The sequence below is a fragment of the Spiroplasma endosymbiont of Glossina fuscipes fuscipes genome, assembly GCF_049669535.1.
Taxonomy (GTDB): Bacteria; Bacillota_I; Bacilli_A; order Mycoplasmatales; family Mycoplasmataceae; genus Spiroplasma.
Genome location: NZ_CP187162.1, coordinates 1,360,046 through 1,380,335 on the forward strand (window position 1 = coordinate 1,360,046; position 20,290 = coordinate 1,380,335).

At 23.9% G+C, this 20,290-nt stretch carries 29 protein-coding genes; 11 read left to right on the forward strand and 18 right to left on the reverse strand.

All coding sequences use genetic code 4. From position 1 onward, the window contains the following. Positions 1 to 469 precede the first annotated feature (469 nt). On the reverse strand, positions 470 to 1,453 hold the full coding sequence (locus tag ACOBWH_RS08200; protein ID WP_424525641.1) for an IS30 family transposase: 984 nt from the start codon (positions 1,451 to 1,453) through the stop codon (positions 470 to 472). Between the two features lie 328 nt (positions 1,454 to 1,781). Between ACOBWH_RS08200 and ACOBWH_RS08205 the strand changes: the two genes are divergently transcribed. The 5 genes from ACOBWH_RS08205 to ACOBWH_RS08225 are packed head-to-tail and all read left to right on the forward strand — an operon-like array spanning position 1,782 to position 8,526. Then, positions 1,782 to 2,198 carry a hypothetical protein gene (locus tag ACOBWH_RS08205; RefSeq protein WP_424525643.1) on the forward strand — a complete coding sequence of 139 codons (417 nt, stop codon included), beginning with the start codon at positions 1,782 to 1,784 and terminating at the stop codon, positions 2,196 to 2,198. Then, positions 2,191 to 3,651 carry a PBSX family phage terminase large subunit gene (locus ACOBWH_RS08210; RefSeq protein ID WP_424525852.1) on the forward strand — a complete coding sequence of 487 codons (1,461 nt, stop codon included), beginning with the start codon at positions 2,191 to 2,193 and terminating at the stop codon, positions 3,649 to 3,651. Before ACOBWH_RS08205 ends, ACOBWH_RS08210 begins: the two co-directional genes overlap by 8 nt. Further along, the gene (locus ACOBWH_RS08215; protein ID WP_424526440.1) at positions 3,651 to 3,929 is read left to right on the forward strand and encodes a hypothetical protein; all 279 of its coding nucleotides are present in this window, start codon (positions 3,651 to 3,653) and stop codon (positions 3,927 to 3,929) included. The genes ACOBWH_RS08210 and ACOBWH_RS08215 overlap by 1 nt, the downstream gene beginning before the upstream one ends. Next, positions 3,922 to 5,313, forward strand: coding sequence for a hypothetical protein (locus ACOBWH_RS08220; protein WP_424526441.1), 1,392 nt, complete (start codon positions 3,922 to 3,924; stop codon positions 5,311 to 5,313). Before ACOBWH_RS08215 ends, ACOBWH_RS08220 begins: the two co-directional genes overlap by 8 nt. A gap of 3 nt (positions 5,314 to 5,316) precedes the next feature. Next, positions 5,317 to 8,526, forward strand: a complete 3,210-nt coding sequence (locus ACOBWH_RS08225) for a hypothetical protein (protein ID WP_424526442.1) — start codon at positions 5,317 to 5,319, stop codon at positions 8,524 to 8,526. Positions 8,527 to 8,813: 287 nt separating this feature from the next. On the opposite strand, the gene ACOBWH_RS08230 is transcribed toward ACOBWH_RS08225, so the two are convergent. Next, the gene (locus ACOBWH_RS08230) at positions 8,814 to 9,335 is read right to left on the reverse strand and encodes a lipoprotein (protein ID WP_424526443.1); all 522 of its coding nucleotides are present in this window, start codon (positions 9,333 to 9,335) and stop codon (positions 8,814 to 8,816) included. A 273-nt stretch (positions 9,336 to 9,608) separates the two neighbouring features. On the opposite strand from ACOBWH_RS08230, the gene ACOBWH_RS08235 reads away from it, so the two are divergent. From ACOBWH_RS08235 to ACOBWH_RS08260, 6 genes are all read left to right on the forward strand, one after another. Next, positions 9,609 to 10,070: a hypothetical protein gene (locus ACOBWH_RS08235; RefSeq protein WP_424525653.1), complete on the forward strand. Its 462-nt coding sequence runs from the start codon at positions 9,609 to 9,611 to the stop codon at positions 10,068 to 10,070. Between the two features lie 17 nt (positions 10,071 to 10,087). Further along, the gene (locus tag ACOBWH_RS08240) at positions 10,088 to 11,452 is read left to right on the forward strand and encodes a hypothetical protein (RefSeq protein WP_424526444.1); all 1,365 of its coding nucleotides are present in this window, start codon (positions 10,088 to 10,090) and stop codon (positions 11,450 to 11,452) included. 6 nt (positions 11,453 to 11,458) lie between these two features. Beyond that, positions 11,459 to 12,397, forward strand: a complete 939-nt coding sequence (locus tag ACOBWH_RS08245) for a hypothetical protein (protein ID WP_424525862.1) — start codon at positions 11,459 to 11,461, stop codon at positions 12,395 to 12,397. Further along, a complete protein-coding gene (locus ACOBWH_RS08250; protein WP_424526445.1) occupies positions 12,387 to 13,670 on the forward strand; it encodes a hypothetical protein in 1,284 nt (427 codons plus the stop codon). The genes ACOBWH_RS08245 and ACOBWH_RS08250 overlap by 11 nt, the downstream gene beginning before the upstream one ends. 15 nt (positions 13,671 to 13,685) lie before the next feature. Then, on the forward strand, positions 13,686 to 14,303 hold the full coding sequence (locus tag ACOBWH_RS08255; protein WP_424525661.1) for a hypothetical protein: 618 nt from the start codon (positions 13,686 to 13,688) through the stop codon (positions 14,301 to 14,303). 75 nt (positions 14,304 to 14,378) lie between these two features. Next, on the forward strand, positions 14,379 to 14,711 hold the full coding sequence (locus ACOBWH_RS08260) for a hypothetical protein (protein ID WP_424525663.1): 333 nt from the start codon (positions 14,379 to 14,381) through the stop codon (positions 14,709 to 14,711). 36 nt (positions 14,712 to 14,747) lie between these two features. Here ACOBWH_RS08260 and ACOBWH_RS08265 read toward each other — a convergent pair whose 3' ends face one another. The 16 genes from ACOBWH_RS08265 to ACOBWH_RS08340 all read right to left on the reverse strand — a co-directional run bounded on the left by ACOBWH_RS08265 (position 14,748) and on the right by ACOBWH_RS08340 (position 20,194). Next, positions 14,748 to 14,903, reverse strand: a complete 156-nt coding sequence (locus tag ACOBWH_RS08265) for a hypothetical protein (RefSeq protein WP_424526446.1) — start codon at positions 14,901 to 14,903, stop codon at positions 14,748 to 14,750. Positions 14,904 to 14,907: 4 nt separating this feature from the next. Further along, complete coding sequence (locus ACOBWH_RS08270; RefSeq protein WP_424525667.1) at positions 14,908 to 15,096, reverse strand: hypothetical protein; 189 nt, start codon at positions 15,094 to 15,096, stop codon at positions 14,908 to 14,910. After that, positions 15,089 to 15,586 (reverse strand): Panacea domain-containing protein, encoded by a 498-nt coding sequence (locus ACOBWH_RS08275; RefSeq protein ID WP_424525669.1) that lies wholly within the window; start codon positions 15,584 to 15,586, stop codon positions 15,089 to 15,091. Before ACOBWH_RS08275 ends, ACOBWH_RS08270 begins: the two co-directional genes overlap by 8 nt. Further along, positions 15,579 to 15,770, reverse strand: a complete 192-nt coding sequence (locus ACOBWH_RS08280; RefSeq protein ID WP_424525671.1) for a hypothetical protein — start codon at positions 15,768 to 15,770, stop codon at positions 15,579 to 15,581. The genes ACOBWH_RS08275 and ACOBWH_RS08280 overlap by 8 nt, the downstream gene beginning before the upstream one ends. Positions 15,771 to 15,772: 2 nt before the next feature. After that, the gene (locus ACOBWH_RS08285; protein WP_424525673.1) at positions 15,773 to 16,249 is read right to left on the reverse strand and encodes a hypothetical protein; all 477 of its coding nucleotides are present in this window, start codon (positions 16,247 to 16,249) and stop codon (positions 15,773 to 15,775) included. After that, positions 16,234 to 17,148, reverse strand: coding sequence for a recombinase RecT (locus tag ACOBWH_RS08290; protein WP_424525675.1), 915 nt, complete (start codon positions 17,146 to 17,148; stop codon positions 16,234 to 16,236). The genes ACOBWH_RS08285 and ACOBWH_RS08290 overlap by 16 nt, the downstream gene beginning before the upstream one ends. Before the next feature lie 3 nt (positions 17,149 to 17,151). Next, positions 17,152 to 17,328 (reverse strand): hypothetical protein, encoded by a 177-nt coding sequence (locus tag ACOBWH_RS08295; RefSeq protein WP_424525677.1) that lies wholly within the window; start codon positions 17,326 to 17,328, stop codon positions 17,152 to 17,154. Between the two features lie 2 nt (positions 17,329 to 17,330). Then, positions 17,331 to 18,119: a hypothetical protein gene (locus ACOBWH_RS08300; protein ID WP_424525679.1), complete on the reverse strand. Its 789-nt coding sequence runs from the start codon at positions 18,117 to 18,119 to the stop codon at positions 17,331 to 17,333. Then, on the reverse strand, positions 18,119 to 18,274 hold the full coding sequence (locus ACOBWH_RS08305; protein ID WP_424525579.1) for a hypothetical protein: 156 nt from the start codon (positions 18,272 to 18,274) through the stop codon (positions 18,119 to 18,121). The genes ACOBWH_RS08300 and ACOBWH_RS08305 overlap by 1 nt, the downstream gene beginning before the upstream one ends. A 28-nt stretch (positions 18,275 to 18,302) precedes the next feature. Further along, a complete protein-coding gene (locus tag ACOBWH_RS08310; RefSeq protein ID WP_424525577.1) occupies positions 18,303 to 18,494 on the reverse strand; it encodes a hypothetical protein in 192 nt (63 codons plus the stop codon). A 2-nt stretch (positions 18,495 to 18,496) separates the two neighbouring features. Next, complete coding sequence (locus ACOBWH_RS08315; protein WP_424525681.1) at positions 18,497 to 18,778, reverse strand: hypothetical protein; 282 nt, start codon at positions 18,776 to 18,778, stop codon at positions 18,497 to 18,499. A 1-nt stretch (position 18,779) separates the two neighbouring features. Next, positions 18,780 to 19,022, reverse strand: a complete 243-nt coding sequence (locus tag ACOBWH_RS08320; RefSeq protein ID WP_424525683.1) for a hypothetical protein — start codon at positions 19,020 to 19,022, stop codon at positions 18,780 to 18,782. Position 19,023: 1 nt separating this feature from the next. Then, positions 19,024 to 19,191: a hypothetical protein gene (locus ACOBWH_RS08325; RefSeq protein WP_424525684.1), complete on the reverse strand. Its 168-nt coding sequence runs from the start codon at positions 19,189 to 19,191 to the stop codon at positions 19,024 to 19,026. After that, complete coding sequence (locus ACOBWH_RS08330) at positions 19,170 to 19,394, reverse strand: hypothetical protein (protein WP_424525686.1); 225 nt, start codon at positions 19,392 to 19,394, stop codon at positions 19,170 to 19,172. Before ACOBWH_RS08330 ends, ACOBWH_RS08325 begins: the two co-directional genes overlap by 22 nt. 12 nt (positions 19,395 to 19,406) lie before the next feature. Next, a complete protein-coding gene (locus ACOBWH_RS08335) occupies positions 19,407 to 19,565 on the reverse strand; it encodes a hypothetical protein (protein ID WP_424525688.1) in 159 nt (52 codons plus the stop codon). A 392-nt stretch (positions 19,566 to 19,957) separates the two neighbouring features. Next, complete coding sequence (locus ACOBWH_RS08340) at positions 19,958 to 20,194, reverse strand: hypothetical protein (RefSeq protein ID WP_424525690.1); 237 nt, start codon at positions 20,192 to 20,194, stop codon at positions 19,958 to 19,960. Positions 20,195 to 20,290: the final 96 nt, after the last annotated feature.

The window sequence follows — 20,290 nt, forward strand, 5'->3', positions numbered from 1 at the left end:
GTTCATCAGTCATATCTTCAAATGATACTGAATAACTTTTAAGCATTAATTCATTTAATTTATTAATAGTTTTTTTATTTAACTTTTTCATATATACCTCCGACTTTTTAAATTAACTACAATGTTCTACAATTTGTAGTTGTTTGTAGTTGTAAGTACCTCCTCATCAAGTCCCCACTAGTAGATTAATTAAGAAATCCTTGCCCAGTTCTTAAAAGTTCTTCAACCTCTACGCACACGATTTTATTTTTTTCTTGTTAATTAAAAGTTATGAATACAGCACTATCTGTTTATCTTATGTATTATGTAAATCTAAGCTCCAAATTTATCTCTTGTTATTTTGATAATAACACTCTTTTAAAGAAATGCAACTATTTTTTAAAAAAAATAAATTATTTGTTAAATTATTTGTAAATTTATCTTAATTTTAACACACTGAAAAATAGTTTATTAAATTATTCAAATAAACTTATTTAAAATTCTCTGAAAATACCTCTTTTGCCGTTCTTCAATTTAAAACAGGCCTTAATTTTTCATTTATAATATCAACTACTAAATTTATTTCTTGTTGCGTAACAAGATTAAAATCTGTTCCTTTACCATATCGTTTTCTAAATTCACGGTTCATTCTTTCAATTAAGGGTTTTTGTTTAGGTGAACCTGGGTCACAATAATAAATATTAGAACTAGTAATCTTTTCCATTTCTTCAAACTTACTAAATTCTCTTCCTCTATCTGTTATTATTCCTTTAATTTTTCCAACTAAACCATTAATTCTAACTAATTCTTCAAGTTTTTTTAAAACTTCATTAGCAGTATGTTCTTCTAATTTCATAGCAAAATAATTTTTACTATTTTGTTCAACTAATACTAAACAACTAGATTGATGGTCTTTACCAACTACTGTATCCATTTCAAATCAACCAGTATTAGTTTTTTTATTTTCAATATCTCATATTGATTTAAATCTTTCATCTAATTTTCCACGATTATCAGGTCTTTTCTTTGTTCTATTTCTTCTACCACCATTTAATAAATTTTTCTTTAACAAACCCAAAAGACCTAAAAAAATTCATTTATAAAATGTTTTAAGGCAAGCGGGAAATTTGATACCAAATTTTATTAAAAATCGCTGAATAATTTCTGCTGGTGAATCACCCAAAATATTAAATCTTAAATTTAAAAATTCTTGTTGTTCTTCTGTAAATGTAGGTAGTTTTTTAATAGATTTTTTTCGTTTTTTATAGTAATCATCATGTGCCTCACGGGCATTATAATCTTCTATATTTGTAAATCTATTAATTTCTCTTTTAACAGTATTAATATCTCTTCCTATTTGTCTTGATATTTCAGATAAATTAAGTGTGCCATTTTTCTTTTTGCAACTATCAGATAAAAATAAATCCTTAAAAAATTTTCGTTCATCATATTTTACATGTGTATAATCTTTCATTACTCTATATTTCCTCCAATTCTTTTATAAAAATAGTTATACATTAAATTTATAAAAAAGATAAATTTTCACATTTTTTTAAATTAAAATTATTGACAAATATATTATTAATTATATAATTATATTGTAACAAGCTCCAATTTATCTCTATATGCTTGTATACTAAAATAAAAAGTAAAGTAATTTACTTTTTTTTAATTTTGATGTAAAATATAGATAATAAAAAAGAACAAAATATTATATTAAGTTCTTTTATATATTGATACAGTTTTATAGGTTTTATTACTCTTTTATTTAATCATATTCGTTAAATAATAGCAATTTTAATATGCAAAAAGGAGTAAAAATGAAAGAATTTAATCCAAATAAAGCAAGTTTACGAACATTCTATCGTAAAATAGATGAATTTTGGCAAAATAAATCACCTAATAAACCATATACTTTGAATGATTTAACCAATGAATTCAACCTTTCTCGTCATTGAAGGCAAGAAATTTATCGGAGCGAAAAGATAGTTCCTTTACTTGAAAAACAAGTTGATAGAATTGAAAGTGAAATAATTAATTTTATGATGAAATCACCTGATGGTGCTAAATTATATTGACAACGAGCATTTAATTATAAATATTCACTACAAGAAAAAGAACTTGAAAAAGAATTAAACTTAAATAATCAACAGCCAATAATTGTTAATTTACAAACTGATATTAGAGATATTAAAAAAGAAAGTGATAATAATGCTTAATCATTTTACTTATTTGTTAGAAACACCTTATTGGTTATTACAAAATAGTAGTATTGGTAATAAATATCCCTTTGCTAAGAAATATGAGTTAGTTAATGAAATTAATCAAATTGGAACACGATATAGTGGTAAGACTATTTCAAATATTAAAATGTTTGGTGAATTATTAAAAATTAGTTTATTAATTCAAGAGCCAATTTGTATTATTGCTAGTATGTATTGAAGTAAAGATTTAAAAGATAGTGTATTTCAAAACATATGAAATATGTTAGATGAAAATCATATTCCTTATACTATTAATTTATCAAATTTTACTTTTACTTTATCAAATGGTAGCAAAATATATTGTAAAGGGTTACATTCACCAAGTCGGAAAGAAAAATTAAAAGCCTTTGCTGATTTGAATAAATATAAATTAGTTATTGATTGAAGAGAAGAATGTGATCAATTTCAACAAAAAGATTTAAGTGATTTAGAATTTGCTATTCGTGGTTATAAAAATAAAATAACAATTAATACATGTAATCCTGAAAGTTTAAAAAGATATATTGTTGGTTATTGTAATCAATTATTACCTTTTAATGAAGAAATAATGCGTAGTAAATATGAACAAATTAAATATATTAAAAAATGAAATATGAAGATTATTATTCATTATTCTAGTTGAAGACTTAATTATGAATTACCACAAGATAAAGTTAATGAACAATTAAGATTAGAACAATTAGATATTGAAAGAGCAAGAGTATGGAGTTGAGGTTTACCAGGTAATACTAGTGGGTCAATCTTTGCTAGATATATTGATATAATGCAAGCAACAGATATTATTCAACCAACGAAATTATTAGGTGGCGTTGATATTGCGAATGCTACTAGTCCCAAAGGACATACAACAGCAGCGAGTTTTTGAATATATAATTCATTTGATAAAAAAGCATATAAAGTAGCAGAATATACACACTCAAATGCTACACAACAATTTAAAACTGAATTAGAACAAGTTAAAGATATTTTAGAGTTTTATAACAATCAATTAAATCAATATTTTAATTTAATACAACAAGGTATATCAATTAATGTTGATGATAGTGCTTATTCAACATTGCAAAGTTTAAACCGAGAAAAATATAATTATTCTTTTGGTCAATATATGCATTTTAAACCAGCACAAAAGCAGAAGTTTAAAGTAAGACATCGTGTTGAAGCATTCACAATGCTAATAAATACTAATCAATTAAAATGATTATGAGAAAAATGTCCTATAAGTAAAAAGCAGTATGAATTAATTCAATGAGAAGATAAACCAGATGCCCGAGAAGAACGACCGTTAGACTTATATGATGATACCTTTGATAGTGATTTTTATGCCTTACACTTTGAATTAATTCCAATGGTTAAACATAATAATTCAGCAGATTATAAATTATGACAACAAAGGGAGTGAATAACTTAATGAAAAAAGATATTTATGTAATACATGATGAGCGTGTAATAAATGCAAAAAGACCATATATGTCTGTTTGTGGACAAGTTAAAAAAAGACTTTGTCAAGAATTAAAAAAAGATAATATCGCAATATGTAAATTAAATTTATATAACGAATATATTAAAAGATACCAAAAAGTTAAAGTATGTGTGCAAGTGTTAGCAAATGAACCTAGTTTATTAACAGTAAATATTATTAATTATGCACTTATTTTAAAATTAAAGGAGCAAAATAACAATGAATAATACTTTCCCTAGTTTACCAAACTTAAATGATATTAATAGTGTTTTAAAATTTTATAATTATGATTGAACTATTAATTTAGCCAATATTATTGCTCGCCATCAAATGCGATTAGTAAATGGTAAAGATATTTTATTTAAGTCTCATCGTAAAGATATTTTAGAAAAATTAAATTGATGATATGAAACTTATAAAATAAAAGAAAAATTAGATAAAAATGAATTAACAGCAAGTTTAATGGGTAAAACTATTTTTGGTTTATTAGAAACATCAGATGGTAATATTGATTTATGAATTAATCCTTTTAACTTTACATCACGTGTAAGTAAAATAAACGAAATTGAACAAGGTGCTGATATTTGATTAAATTATCATCAATCAGATAGTGGTTTTATTTTAAATTTAATTTGTACAAAAGATAAAATAATTATTAAAGGTTGACCAAAAAATAATGAAGTAGTTGTTGGACAAAGTAAAACACAAATTAAAGATAATGTTAAACCTGTTTTAGTACAAGAATTTAAAAATAAATTAGGTATAGTACCTTTTTGAGAAATGATAAATGAACCTAATCCTTTATTTTTATCTACTTCAACTACATTAAATCCATGACCTACAATGGCAAATTGTTATAAATTACAATTTGATTTAGAAGATAGTTTTGATATTAAATCAAAAGAACGATGAGCAAACCGTACTCATTGATATGGAATATTAGATGATGATTTAATGACTGCTTACAATAAAGGTAATAAAAAAGTATTACAAAATGCTTTTGATGATATTTTTATTCAATCAGGTCAATCAGCCGTAGATGGCCAATTATCTCAATCTTTACAAGTAGTACAAGGTACACCAACCTTAGAAACATATACAGAAGACCAAAAATCTATTATTGAGCAAGTATATTTAGCATGTCATTATTCTAGTCCATTTGGTGATAAATCAGATAATGACCAAAATAAAACACAATCATTATTAACTAAAACAAAAGATTTAGAAAAACAAGCATATTTACAAGCATATCGTAAACAATATTATACTAAAATGTTTGATACTGTTTTAAAATATTATGGTTTATGAGATGGAAATGGTGAACGACCTTATGGATTTGATTTTGTTAGTGCTAGTTTAGTAGACCAAATGCGACAAAATGAATTAATTACTGCTAGATTAGAAAATGGCACAATGGAACCAATAAGAGCCATAACTGAATATGATAATATTGATGAATTAGAAGCAACAAAATATTTTGAAAAAGTAGAAGCATGACAAGATAAAATGCAAGCAAAAGAAATAGAACATAATAATAAATTAATGGAATATGATGAAACTGGTAATAATCAAAATGCTGTACAAGGTAGAACAGAAATTAAGGAGAATTAACAAATGAGTAGAATTAACCCAGGGGTTATGGAAGAATTAAGAAGACAAGCCCACGATACTTTAATAGATATTAGAGAAAACATACGAGATAATAGACATTGAATGGTATTTCCTTTTAATGTTTATAGTTCATATATACCTGATACAGAAACAGGATGAAAACCTAATAACGCTAAACCAAGTGATTATGGTAGTTATACACGAATATTTGATAATATGGAAAGTACTATTGCTCAATGACAAGGTAGTTTAAAAATAATCCAAAAATATAAAGGTGAAGAAATTAATATCTTAACTATTGATGATTTTAAAAATCAACCTATTAACTCAACTATATGAGCCAATAATGAAACACCTTTTGCGATAAAATTAAAAGATGAAAATAATAATGTTTATTGAAAATTAATTGATGGTGAAAATATTTATGATATTAATAGAATGTTAGAATACTTAAATCAATATAAATTAAGTTATTTTATTAATAATGATAATAAAGCCGATAACTTTTATACAAAAGAGGTTAAAGTTGGTAAATATTGAGATGCATATATGATTGATGATAGAAGCTCAATTCAATTTGGTGATGCTAAATTTGAGCAAGTATTTACTCAACAATCAACAGAAAGACAATATACTTTATTAATTTTAGATGAAAATGCTGAGAAATTAAATATTAATGATTATTATAATTTTTATACTGTATTTAATGATCGTGGCTTAAATATTGGTGGTGGTGATATTAATTCTGCTCCACAAGATAGACAATGATTATATCCTTCAAATGTTATTAATTATTATTCCCCTTATGATGGAAGTTTCTTATGACAAGAAATTACATTTTCAAGTATTAATGACAAAATTAGTAATAGTGGTTTATCAGTAAGACAATTTATTCAAACAAGTGCCCCTGGTGAAGGTTATTGTTTTCCTAAAATAACTTATGATGAAAAATTAAATAAAGGTATTGTTGAACTAGATGATATCTTATTAAAAGACCCTGGTGTTAGAGCAATGTCAGTTAAATTTTATGGTAATCCAATCTTTTTTGATATGCCAGTTATTGGCCGACCAATTATTAAAGGTCAATTTAATAAAAAAGTAATGAATTCTCGTGATTTATTAATGTATAACATGTTTCCTGCTCCTCCAGATAAAATTAATACTTATGCTTCACCTGATGTAAGTTGATATAATATTCAAGCTATTCAGCCAACTATGATAACAGGATTTAAAGATTGAAAAGATAGTATGGAAGCAAGATATGATTTTTGAAATCAAAAAAATAGTGAGGGTATTGTTATAACTGACCCAACTACTACATCAGCAACTAATTCTAGTGTTGGTAGAAATATTCATACAGAAGATGATAGTTCTAAGTTTTATTGGTCTAAAAACTGAAAAATAACACCACCAAATAAAGTAAAAGTAAATAGTGGTAATGTTGATAATATTATTAGTACGCAAGCTTCATCTTATTTTAGAAGAAAAGATGAATTTGGTAATACTGTTGGTCAAGTTCAAATTGAATATAATAAAATGGGCAAATGTAATGTTTGAGATATTTTAAATATGAATAATTTTATTAATCGCCAAATTACAGTATTACCCTTAAACTATACGCAAAAATTAGTATTTAATCCTTTTACAATACCAGGTGGAGTTGGTAAATTCTTAAACTTTATTTCATTTGGTATTCCTTGAGGTTGAGTTATTAATCAAGATGAAAAAACTTGACCTAATTTTCAATGATTAAATGGTTTTATGAGTGCAAATATTTATAGTTTTTATAATGATGCATTTTGAGGTGATGATTCCAAAGGTAAAGGTTATTTACCATTTGAAATATTTAGAGAACAAGGTAATGATAAAGTTGGTGCTATTTTTGGTGCAAATGCCACTAGTTTAGGTTTTACAACTTTATTAACTGATAAATGTAAAGGTACTGTTTTAACTAACGATGGTTCAAAAACAAGTGAGTTAGTTTATTCAACATATAATTTAAAACAATTAAATCCTAAAACTAACCGAGTTTATTTAATTAATGAACAAACTAAAGCAGTTGATGCTCAAACACCAGTTACTCTTAGTGAACAAGATGATGATTGTGAATTCTTACAAACACCTGATGGTACAAATTGTAGTTATATAATTGATATGTTTTCAATTCAAGCATTATATAAAGGTAATTTTGAAATTATCTTTTATGCTGATAATCCATATACTAATAATGAAGAAGATTATTTACGCTTATCAGTATGGAGTTTTCGTGGAAAAACAAAAAGTGTATTAAATAATTATTTACGAGATATGACAACTAATTATAAAACTAGTTTCTTACTCCCACACGACTATGAAATACCAACCTTTAATTACCCACAATATGTTCTCCCACCAGTACCTTATAACTATCAACCTTATACACAAGATATTTGAAATGGTAAAACAGGACAAGCATTAATAACTAAAATTACAGCACCAGCACAATGTAACCGCTCAAATACTCCTAATAGTTATATTAATTTATTTTCTGATGAATTTAAGGATGCTTATTATGAAACTGAACTTGATTTAAGACAAATTGATCCAACAATTCAAAGTATCGATAAATTTATTAGTTCTTATAAAACAATAGAAATAAGTAATCTTGACAATTTAAAAGTTAGTTGTATTGAACCTGATATAAAACATTTTATTCGTGATAGAAATGTTAATATTCTAGGAGGTTATTCTACTTGTGAATATAATTTTGGGTCACTATCTGATGCAACTTTACACAAAAAGGGATTGCAACAAAAGGATAATGTTAATTTTCCAAATACTTTTACAATAGATACGAAAAAAATAACTAATGATATTCAAACATTTGAACCTATTGCATATACTAATGGTTTACCAAGTGGAAATTATCAAAGTGAATACACTATTTCATGAAGAAACTGAGACATTAATTTTTTATTACAAATAACAAAATTATCTAATAATGATAATAATAAAATTAAAGAAACATATTTACAAGCATATTATACTAATGATGTAAAATTAAAAATTAGATTTTCAAAAGTATTATTTCCTCAATTATTAGGATATTGTTTAACAAATAATACTTCATGAGGTAATGACAAAAATATAACAATAGACTTAAATGCCTTAGGTGTATTAAATATGGTAAATACGAGCGATAATCCTATTAAAATTACAATAAAACCAAGGTAAAATGTTATAATAAAAATAAAATGAGGTAATAAAATGACATTTTTAGATTATTTAAAAGAACTTAAAAATAAAAGTAATTTAGTTATTATTTTTAATAATAAGCAATATAAATTTAATAAAAAAAATATCTTAAAAGAGATAAATTTAATAAGCTTAATTATTTAGTAAATATACCTAATTTAGATAAATGTAAAATTGTTAATATTGAATTTCTAACCAAAAAATACAATGACAATTTAAAAATTACATTAGTATAAAAAAATCTAGCATTTTTGCTAGACTCTTTTTTATTCACCATTAACTTTTATATTACCATTTTCATCAATAATTAAATCAGGTTCTTGTGTATCTAAATTTCAACGATAAACTGCTTTAAAATGAGTTCCTTTGTCTGTTCTTCAAGGTCAGTTTGTTGTTTTAGATGGTTCGTAATTAAACAAATCAACTTCATAATTTAAACTATACCTATATAAACCAAATTCATATCCTTCTTCTTCTTTCAAGACTTTTCTACTATCTCGATTTAATAATTTTTCATTATTTAATAATTTTGTTATATATCATTTTGATTTACCTTTTCATACTACATAATAATATTTATTATCAACATTATTAAATGGTTTTTCTTGTGGTGCTATTCATTCTAGGTTGTTTTTAATAGTTTCATCTGCTGTATTTATTTGGTTTTCTTTTTTTAAATGTTCTAATTCTTCTTTTGTATATTCTTGTGTTTTATTACAAGCAACTAAACTTGTTGTACTTGTTCCTAGTAATGAAATTGCACCAATAATACTTAATAATCTTTTCATTCCAATTAACCCTCTTTTCTATTAGTTAAATTATATAAAAATATAAATAAATGTAAATACCTTTATTAATTGTTTTAAGAGCTATATTAGCAATGAAATATATTAAGTTATAATATTTATATTAATAGTTGTATTACTAAAATAATAGTGTAAAATAAAGTTAACGGTTTATCCTTTTAACAAAAAAGTAATTTACGGTTTATGCTTTCCGCCTTAAAAAGACTTATGCTGACTTGTTATTCGGACAAGAATAAAAAAAGAGAGGTTTATAAAATGGCACTTACAAAAGAACAATTAATAGAACAAGGTTTAAGTGAAGAAATAGCAGATAATATTTTAAATGAATTTCATAATGAAACAAAACAAATTATTGAGGGAATACAAAAACGAAAAGATACTATTTCAAAAGAAGAGTATTTAAAAGTTGCTAATGAATTAGATGAGTTAAAAGCATTTAAAGGTGTTCCATCTACTAAAATTGAAGATATTAAAACTAATTTAGATAAAGTTAGTGGTAATTCTTTAACTGAAAAAATGCAAACTTTAAAAGAATTAAAACCTGATTTGTTTGTTGAAGAACAACAATCAATTTCACCAACTAATTTTATTAAAGATATGATTGAAAAATCAACTGAAAATAAAAATGATGAAATTGAAACTATTAAAGAAAAAGGAGCATATACTCCTGATGAAATTAAAAAAATAACTGATTATACACTTAAAAACCTTAGATAATAAGGGAGTGAAATATTATGGCAACAATTAATTTGCCACAAGTACCTTTTACATTAGAAGGTAATACAACAGATCAAAAAGCATATGTTGATATGGTTAATGCTTTATTGCGTGGACCTTTATATAATGAATATGCAAGTATTATGCAGTATGCTACTGCAACAGCTGAACAAGTTGCTTGATTACCTAATGCTGGTCAAGCATTATATAATTTAACTCATCGTGTAGTATGACAAGATGATTATTCATTACCAAATGGTGGAACAACTCAAACAATGGGATTAACAAGAATTCCAGTTCCTATTGATAAAAGATTTAATTTAAAATTAATGAATGAGGCTTTTGATTTAGCATTAATAGAACAAAATATTAAAAATGGTGTTATTGCTGATGCTATTTCTAGTGTTGTACAGAATAAATTTGTTAATTTAGAATGTGAATTAATTCAGGCTATTTATGATTATTGTTTAGCAGATGGTCAATATGAGGTAATTCCATTTCGTAGTTATACAGCTGAAAATGCTGATGATGCAAATAAAGCATTCTTTACATTAAATGAAACTTTGATTGAATTAACAAACCAAATTAGTAATTTATATTTTGGTTTGCCAACAGATAAAATGTTTATGGTTTTAGGGCGAAGAGCATATTTAGGATTAACACCTGCTTATTTAAAAGTAATTGGTTCACAAGCTCAATTAAAAGCAATGGTAAATGGTGAATTATATGAAAATACAGCAATGGGAATTCCTGTATCTAAAAGTTTTCATTTAGAAAAAACATATACAAAAGGACAAGTTAACCGAGATAAAGGTTATAATTTTAATAATGTAAATGGTTTAATTATTAATAAACAAGTATGAGCATATCCAATTAATATGGATACTATTCAACAAGTTTTAGATAATGATACTGCTAACCCTAAATGAATTGGTAAAGTTCAATATGCAACACCAACAATTTTATATCCAAAAACATGTAAAATTATTTTAGAAAAACAACCAACACAAGATGAAATTAATACTGCTAAAAGTAATCTAAATAAAACATTTAGAGTTCCAATTGATTATGTAATTCCAGCAGCAAGTAAAATAGATATTAGTAAAATTAATAAAATTGATGAACCAAATATAAAAGTAAAAAATCCGAACAGTGTTACGCAACAAGAATTAACACCACAATTTAAAGATGTTGTTTTAAAAGCAGTTAAAACCGTAGATATTTCTTTAACTGAAAGTGATTTTGATTACTTTATTGAAAGTAAAGGTGAAGATTGACCAATTAATATTACAAATGATAAAACTGTTGCCGTTCAAATTGAAGGTAAAAATAACGCCACTGGTCAAACAAACCCTATTGATGTTGTAATTAAAAATTCTTAATAAACAATGAATTTACTAATATTACGCGTTTTAACTTTATTAGTATCTAATTTAGAAAATAAACCTTTAATAAGTAAATTTGTAAATTTAATTAATAGAGTTAATCAAGTTAAAAATAAAGTATTAAAGCCAATTAATTATATTACTGATAAATATAATAAAATTACAAATAAAATTGAAGATATTTATCAGTGATTAAATCCATTTACTTATTTAGATTTAATTAAAAAAGGTCATAAAAAAGAAATACAACAAATATTAAGTCAATTAGAAAAAGATAATAATATTCAAAATAGAGAACAATTTAAAAATGAAAATTATCTAAATACTAATTGACAACCTTTAAATAGTAGTTGACTTGATAGCGGTATGTTTAATATTACAAATAAGTTAACTTTAACAGGTAATTTAACTATTTTAATATATACAAAAACAGCAAAAAATCCGAAATTTTATGGTCCATATGTTTATCCTAGTGTTCCAGTTGAAATTTGAAAATTATTAAGTAATGCTGTATCTAACGCTGGAACATTATTTTGAAGATATTGATTAAGAAAATGATTACCTAGTCATTTAAGAGATTATATTAAAAAACGATTACCACAAGCATTAAAAGAAAAATACCCCAAAGGAACTACTAAATTAACATTACCAACAGTTCAAAAATTACAACAAATTAAAAACTTTATTAATAATTTAAAAATTGGACATTTTAATTTTAATTTTGCTGGTGAAATTAATAATAAAAAATGGTATCGTGAACGCCGAAGTGATGTTAAAAACATTAAGAATTTATATAAAACACCAGTTAATAATAAATTTTATCAGGTTAATAAATCTATTAAAACAATTAAGAAAACAAGAACAAGAGTTAATAGTTATAAGCCAAGTAATTTAAAAAATAAATATCGTAATCAATTAAGGGGTGTTTTATATGGAAAATAATTTAAGTAATTTGTTATTTATAACAGTTGAAGATGTGAAAGAAAGTAAACTTTGACAACCTATTAATGATAGAAAACAATCTGCTTATAATGATAATTTAATTTATAATGCTATTTTAAAAACTAGTTTATGAATGGATAGATTATCAGGTGGAACAATTTCCGATAAAATAAATAAAAAAGATTTATTTCCCTGAGTAAAAAAAGATAATACTGGTTTAATTGAATATGATAAATGATTAAGTTATATTCAATCTGCTTGTTTATTAGCAGTTATGAATTGATATTTACCAAAAGGAGTCAATGATTTAACTGGTAGTGCATCTTTTTCACAAGGTGGTGTCGCATATTCACAAACTAATGACCCAGAAGCAAATGAAAATATTACTCGTGATGTTAAAAATGCTTTAAAATTAGCAGGTGAAATAATTGATATTATATCTAGTAAAACAGTATCTAGACCTTATAATTATAGTTTAGATAATTATGCTCATCCATGAGAAGAAGAATATAAACATATTAGTAAAAAAACTTTTTATCCAACATTATTATTTTGATTAAAAGAACGATTACAAACTAATAATTCAATTAATATAACTTATCCAACTATTAATGATTTTAGTAAGATTGATTATAACGAATATATTAAATTAATAGTTCCATTTGATAATGATACAATTTATAATGAAAATGGAGTTTGAAAAGCAAAAAAAGGTGGCGATGTTCCATCAGATGTTATTAAAAATAGTGATTTAGATAAAAATTATATTGATAAGCAAAATGGTAAATATATTGTAAAAACATCACAAGATATTAATACTAAACAAGATAAAATCCAAAATGGCGTTGGTATTAGTATTAGTAATGATAATCATATTAATTTTAATTTAGGTCGTACTTTAACAATGGGAGAAAATAATACAATTGAAGTAAAAGATTATACTCCAACGCAACATCATTATTGAGAAGTTGTAGATACTAGTGATTTTATATCAGAAAGCACAAGTTATATTTTTAATAAATATGATAGCAATTATGAATATAAAATATCAGTATATGGATTAGGAAACGATAACATATCAGGAATGTTAAGTTTTTATCCAATTAATGATAATATTAATTATTATAATAATTGTATTGCTATTTGAAATCAAGATAATTTATATACTATTTCATTTAAAGTATCTGATAAAAAAATAAGAGTTTATAAAAAAAATATAATATATGAAAAAATAAAAAATATTGTAATTATGCGTAAGAAAAAAATAAGTTAGAAAGGAGTTTAATTAATGAAACAAGATAAAACAACTTGATTAAAGGGTGCATTACCGTGAAATTGATTTAAAAAAGACCCTATTCCGACTTATAATTGAACTCATAAAGATATTAGAGAATGAGAAAGAAAATATAAAATTCGTAGTTGAGTAGTTAGTTTTTATACATTAATATTTTTAGTATTAAATTGTTGATTAGAATATGGAATGATTAATGCAATTAAAGATAATATTAATTGGTATAATTATGGTCAATATTGAGGTAATGGCATTGCTATTTTATTAACACCTTTATTTACACACGGAATTCAGGGTATATTTGTTGCTAGTAGTAAACCCAAAGTAGATATGAAAATTGATATACCACGATTAAAAATATCCAAAATGGGATTAGTATTTACAATATTACCTTTAATTACTTTAATAATTTCTTTAATTATTATTTGAATTGATAAATCAAAATGAAAAAAAGACCATTTAAGACATTGTTTAGATTGTCGAATTAATCCGCGTGTTATTCAACCACGAATAGCAAAAGCATGAAATAAATTAGATGGTATAACAGAAGATATATTTAAAAATATACAGAATGAAAACATTAAAAAACAAAAACAAGAATTAAATATAAATTAAGATAAACTATATAGGGGCGGTTGATATTTTGGGTGGTTATATAGTTTAATTTATAAATTATTTTGTTCTGAAAGGATGGATGGCCACTGTTTGAGTAAGGATAAGAAAGGAATTAAAAAAATGAATGAAACATTAATGATTACTTTACTTGTGTTAGCAGGTGCTGGTGGAATGGGTAGTCTTGGTATTCTTGGATTATCTGCTAAAAAAATTAAAAAATATAAAGCAGAAATTAGAGAATTAAGAACTGCTGTTATTGCACACGAAAAACATTTACGAGGACCTGAATATGCAACAGAATTAGCATTAAAAACAGGTCAAATTAAAAATGTTAAAAAACAAGTTAAAGTAAACGACAAAAAACAAGCACAAAAAGATGCTATTAGACAACTAACAAATAGTATTTAAAAAAATAACCAATTAAGGTTATTTTTTATTTGTTTTCTAAAAGTTATCTTCTATCATACGCATTATTATTCTGATTCCAAATTGATTTGGATTTCTCTTTATTTGTTCTTTACAAAATTCAAAAGCATAATTTTTCTTTCTAATTCTTCTGTTTTCATCTTTACAATTTTGACACTTACAATTTCCACACATTTATTTAACCTCCTTTTTTATTTTCTAATATAACTAAATTCTTTTCCCCATATGTTTTTTTATAATATTCTCAGTATTCAGTTGAATTAATATTTATATCTTCAATATCTGATCCAGTAATATAATTACCTAATGGTGTTTTACAAGGCCTATTACCTTGTAAGGTTTTATAACATAATATATAGTTATTCATTATCATTGTTGCCTTTTGTAAATTCTTGAATATCTTTAAATAATAATTTATTTTTTGATATATCGTGTGGCCCTAAATTTTTTCTTGCTTTTATTCATGGTAATGAATAACGAGTTTTTTCTACTAATTCTATTGATGACATATTTATGTATTTTTTTATATTTTCATTAATAAAATTTTTCACTTTTTCATCTGTTAAGTATTGTATTTTTTCTATTTCTAAATATTTATCAGTATAACTTTCTATTTCAATAAAATTATATCCATTATATCTTATATGGTTAAAAATTTTTCTTATAACTGGACCATAAATCCATGCTTCAAATTCATCATCAAATAATTTTTCATCATATTGTTTTAAATAATCTAAATATAAAAAATATAAAATTTTTTGTAATTTAACAGGTTCTTTAATATTATATTTTTCAACTAAATACTTTGTGATAGAAAAAATAATATCGTTGTTAATTTTATATTTTACTTTATTCATTATCATTTCCTCCTTTATTATTTATAATATAATAATTAATAAAATGCTGTATTTTTTGATTATTAGTATATAATTCAGGTAATTCATTTCATACTTTTTCTTGGTTTTCATTTAAGTAAACATTAACATTACGAATTAATTTAGAATAATATTTTCCTGTTTTTTGATTATATGATTGTTTCATAATTAACCCTCATAATTAGCAATAATAATTGCATCGCGGAGATGATTACTTATTTTTTCATTATTATAGAATCAACCTTTACCATATTCATAAGTTAAATTAACATCTTTTTCAAATTCTCATAAACAATTATCATTATATTTACTTAAATTTTCCATATTTTTAACAACTGATTTAGTATGTTTTGGTGATACTCAATTAATACTATTTCAAAATTGTTTTTCAACAACACCTAATAATCTTAATAAATCATCGCGGTCTTTTGAACCATTAGCATTTGTATATAAGCAATTTTCAATATTTATAATTTCATTTTGATATAGATATTCTCAAATAATTTCAATAATATAAATAGCATGACATTTTCAATCTTTATTATCAAACAATTCTTTTCTAATAAGTTTATTATCTTCAAAAATAGCAATAGCGGTAGTACCAGTTCCTGATGGGTCAATACCAATTTTTATCAAGTTGCTCATTCTTCATCATTGTTATTAACTGCTGGTACTACATTTGATATATCTTCTTCTTTAACTACATTATCGTTTGTGTCCGCTATTTCTGTATAAGATGTGGTATTTATATTATTTGATACAGGTTCAACGCTCATCTGCCCCTGATTTTTGGCGACAGTAATATCATTATCAATATAAATCTTTTCATCATTAGTCGTAATAACGGCTTGATCTGATTTATATGCTTGTTGTAATTCAACAGACATAATACCTCATTTTCTTAATAAACTAGTTAATACTGTTTTTAATGCCATTTCATCAAAACTAGCAATATAAAATGATTTATTTTTAGCATAAGTTTTAGAGTATTTCATAAAATGATTTTCCATTTGTTCTTTTGTCATATATAAAGTTTTTTCAAAACCATTAACCATTTTAAAATATGCTACATAACCTATAATTGATAATTTTTCTCTTTCATCTTCATCTTGTATTCAATTAAAAGTAGTACCTTTTAAACGATCATAATTTACTAATTCACCATTTCTGACATCAGATACTGACATATCTAAATATTGACCACTTCTTTGTGCTAATTGAATATAACCTTTATAACCCATTTGAAATTGTGCTTGATTAACTCATTCTTGGATTTCACGACCATTAATAATTCTTGTTATTTTAGTATTATATGGAACGACATAAGCATAACCAAATTGCTTTTCCATAGGTAAATTTAATAAAACACCTTGATAACAAGCAGTCATAATTGTTGCAGGACTTGCTTTTTGTAATAAATCATTGCTGTTAGAAATAGCTACTAAATTACTTTTAAATCTAGCAATTTCACTTTCATTAGAAAATTTACTTTTAATTCATTGAGTTGTTTTTTCTTCTTTTAAAAAATCAATCATATTTGCCATATTTTAATCCTCCTTAATTATTTCTTTTAATTGGGTAATAATATTTATAAAACTTTTATATCAACCACCAAAATCCATATCTTTTGTTGTTTCTGCATCTTCGTAATAATCAATCTCATTTTTTAAAGTATCTATATCATCAATAATATTTTTTATTTCTCTTTTAGTATCTTCTAACATATTTATTTTTCTCCTTTATTTATTTTAAAATTAATACCTTTAACTCCAATAGTATTTACATCGGCATTACTATCTCATTGGTCTTTAATTTCATTTTTAACAATTTTTTCATCAATAATTAAATAATTTTTAATTAAATTAATAAGTTCTAATTTATCTGCATTTTGTAAAAAATCATCATTAATACCAATTAATTCAATATCTTTTACTAATAATTTTTCTTTAATTATATTAATACCAACTTTTTTTAATTGTTTTGGATCAAGTGATTTATCAATTTCTTCAATTTTTTCCATTACACGAACTTGTTCATCTTGAATTTGGTCTATGTCTACACCCATATCAACAGTTAAATTATTTGCTTTTTCAATTAATTCTTGCTTTTTTAATTCTTGTTCTTTTAAAAACTCTTGTTGTTTTTGTTTGCGAGCTTGTGTCAAATTATTATTAATTTCAACTCTGTATCTTTCAATATAATTTCTATAATTAGTAATTATTTTGCCAATTCTATTATGTTCATCTAATAATTTTTGAATAGGTTCTAATCATTCTTTAAAAACAAAATTATTTTTAGTAATAGCACTTGGAATATCTTTTAAATGAACATCTTGATAACCATTTAATGCATAATGATTAATATGTCTAAAAATATACTCAGTTAATTCTTGTTTATTTTCTTCTTTAATTTTTTGAATATTATACGCTAAAAGACTTGCATTTTTAAAATCATCTCCTTTTAAAGGAAATTGAAATGTAATATTATTTACTATATTTTTAACTACATCACTCATTATTTATCATCTCCAATCAATTTTTTTAAATCATTAATTACAACTTTTAACATTTTTCGATGAGTTGGACAAAAAATATAATTTTCATTATAACTTAGATATAATCCATCTTTTGAATGTTTCTTAATTCAATCTTTACTAGCATATTTACTCATTTTTTAATCATCCTTTCTAAAATAAGTATTAATCTTCATTTACAATATAATTATTTTTGGGTTTATCAAAATATAAATGAGTAAGATTATCAATTTCTTCAGGTGTTAATTTTTTCTTTTCAACTTCAATTTCATAACGATCCATAATTGCTAAACCATAATCTTTATAACAATCTGGATAATTATCAAACATTTCATTTAATAAATCTTTTAAATTCATAATTATTTATCTCCTTTACAAATTTCACTTAGTCTTTTTCTTCTTTCACAATCTTTACAAATTTCATTTTCTTCTCAATATTTACGATTATTATCATAATCTTTAATTAACTGTTTAAATTCATCAATATTATATTTATCAAGATGTAATTCTTTAAAATTTAATGACCAATCTCCTTCAACAAAATAATGACCAACTTTAACATCATATTTAAAATCATCTTCATCTTCGTTAGCTTTATATTTATTTAAAAATTCATTAATACTAATATTATTTTTTTCCATATTATTCATCTCCTTTACCAAATAATTCATTGTATTTTTTAGGGTCCATAATTTTTAATTTTTCTATATTAGAATATAATTCTGAAGTATTTTCCTTTACTATAAGTTCTAATTTTTTAATCAATTCTTCACTATTTTTAAGAATATTTGCTTTTATAAATTCTCTTAATATATCTAATAAAGTATCTACTTGATATTCTTCTAATGTCATTTCATAATCTCTAATTTTAATTTTTTCTTTCATATTATTCAACTCCTTCTCATTGAATGCTTTCTAAATCAATAATTGTTGTTAATCATTCTTGTTTATTTTCAACATTAGCAGTAATTTTCGCTTCTTCTAATGTATAAAAGCAGTTTGTTATTAAATCACCATATTTACTTTTCATTACTAATAAATATCTTTTATTCATAATTTATTCCTCCTAACAATTTTCAATCTTAATAAATTATTTAACTCGCTTGTATTTTTAAAATTAAAATATAATTCTGATAATGTTAATATGTCAATAGAATTATCTTTTCAATAACACTTATATTTTTTATCTTTACATTTATTTCAATTAACACTAATAAAAGTTAATCAAGCGTTTTTATAATTAATTTCTCAATTCATATATTTTTCCTCTTAATTCTTTCTGCCTAATGCTCAATGTTCATCAGTCATTTCTTCAAATGAAACTGGATAACTTTTAAGCATTAATTGATTTAATTTATTTTCTTGATTACATTTTGAGCAATAACCTCAATATCTTTGTTTAAGACAAATTTTATTTAACTTTTTCATATAAACCTCCTATAATCTTGGTAAATGTTGGTAAATCAACTACAATGTTCTACAATTTGTAGTTGTTTGTATAGTTGGTACGCCAGACATATATGTCTTCCTTCTTCCGTGCCCATTTGTGCTTTCGCTCTGGGATTTGACGCTCAGTTTTTGAAATTAAATTTACTTGCACCCATATGAAGGACCGAATGCTAAACGCAAATTTAATTGTTTAAGTCACTATCTCTTTTTTTATTGTCGTTTGATATTAGCCTTGGACTTATCACGACTATCGCTTAGTTATAAAAACCAGCGCCGATTTACATTTTTCCTCATACACTATTTCAGTACTTGCCTCGGCAGGCTGTGGAATAAAAACACTTAGTTATTAAAAATAACCGTCCCACACTGCATTAAGTTGTTTTATAAAATTTAAGTTTTAAAAACCCAGTTTCTCAATCAAAGATAATTTTTGAATTTTCTAATTTTTGATAAAATTGTTTTTGTGTTTTATCTTTTACTTTATTCAATAAATCTTTATGTTTTTCACAAGTTCATAAAACTTTATTTGATAAAAATTCTTCGGTAATGAATGATATTACTTTATAGCAATCATTAACATCACATATTTTTTGTTGTTTAATTATCATTACCTCCTTTTAGGAGTTGTTTTATTTCAAATAAAAAAACAACCCTAACAAGAGTTGTTTTTTTGGAGCTTCATCGTACATTATACATTAATCAAA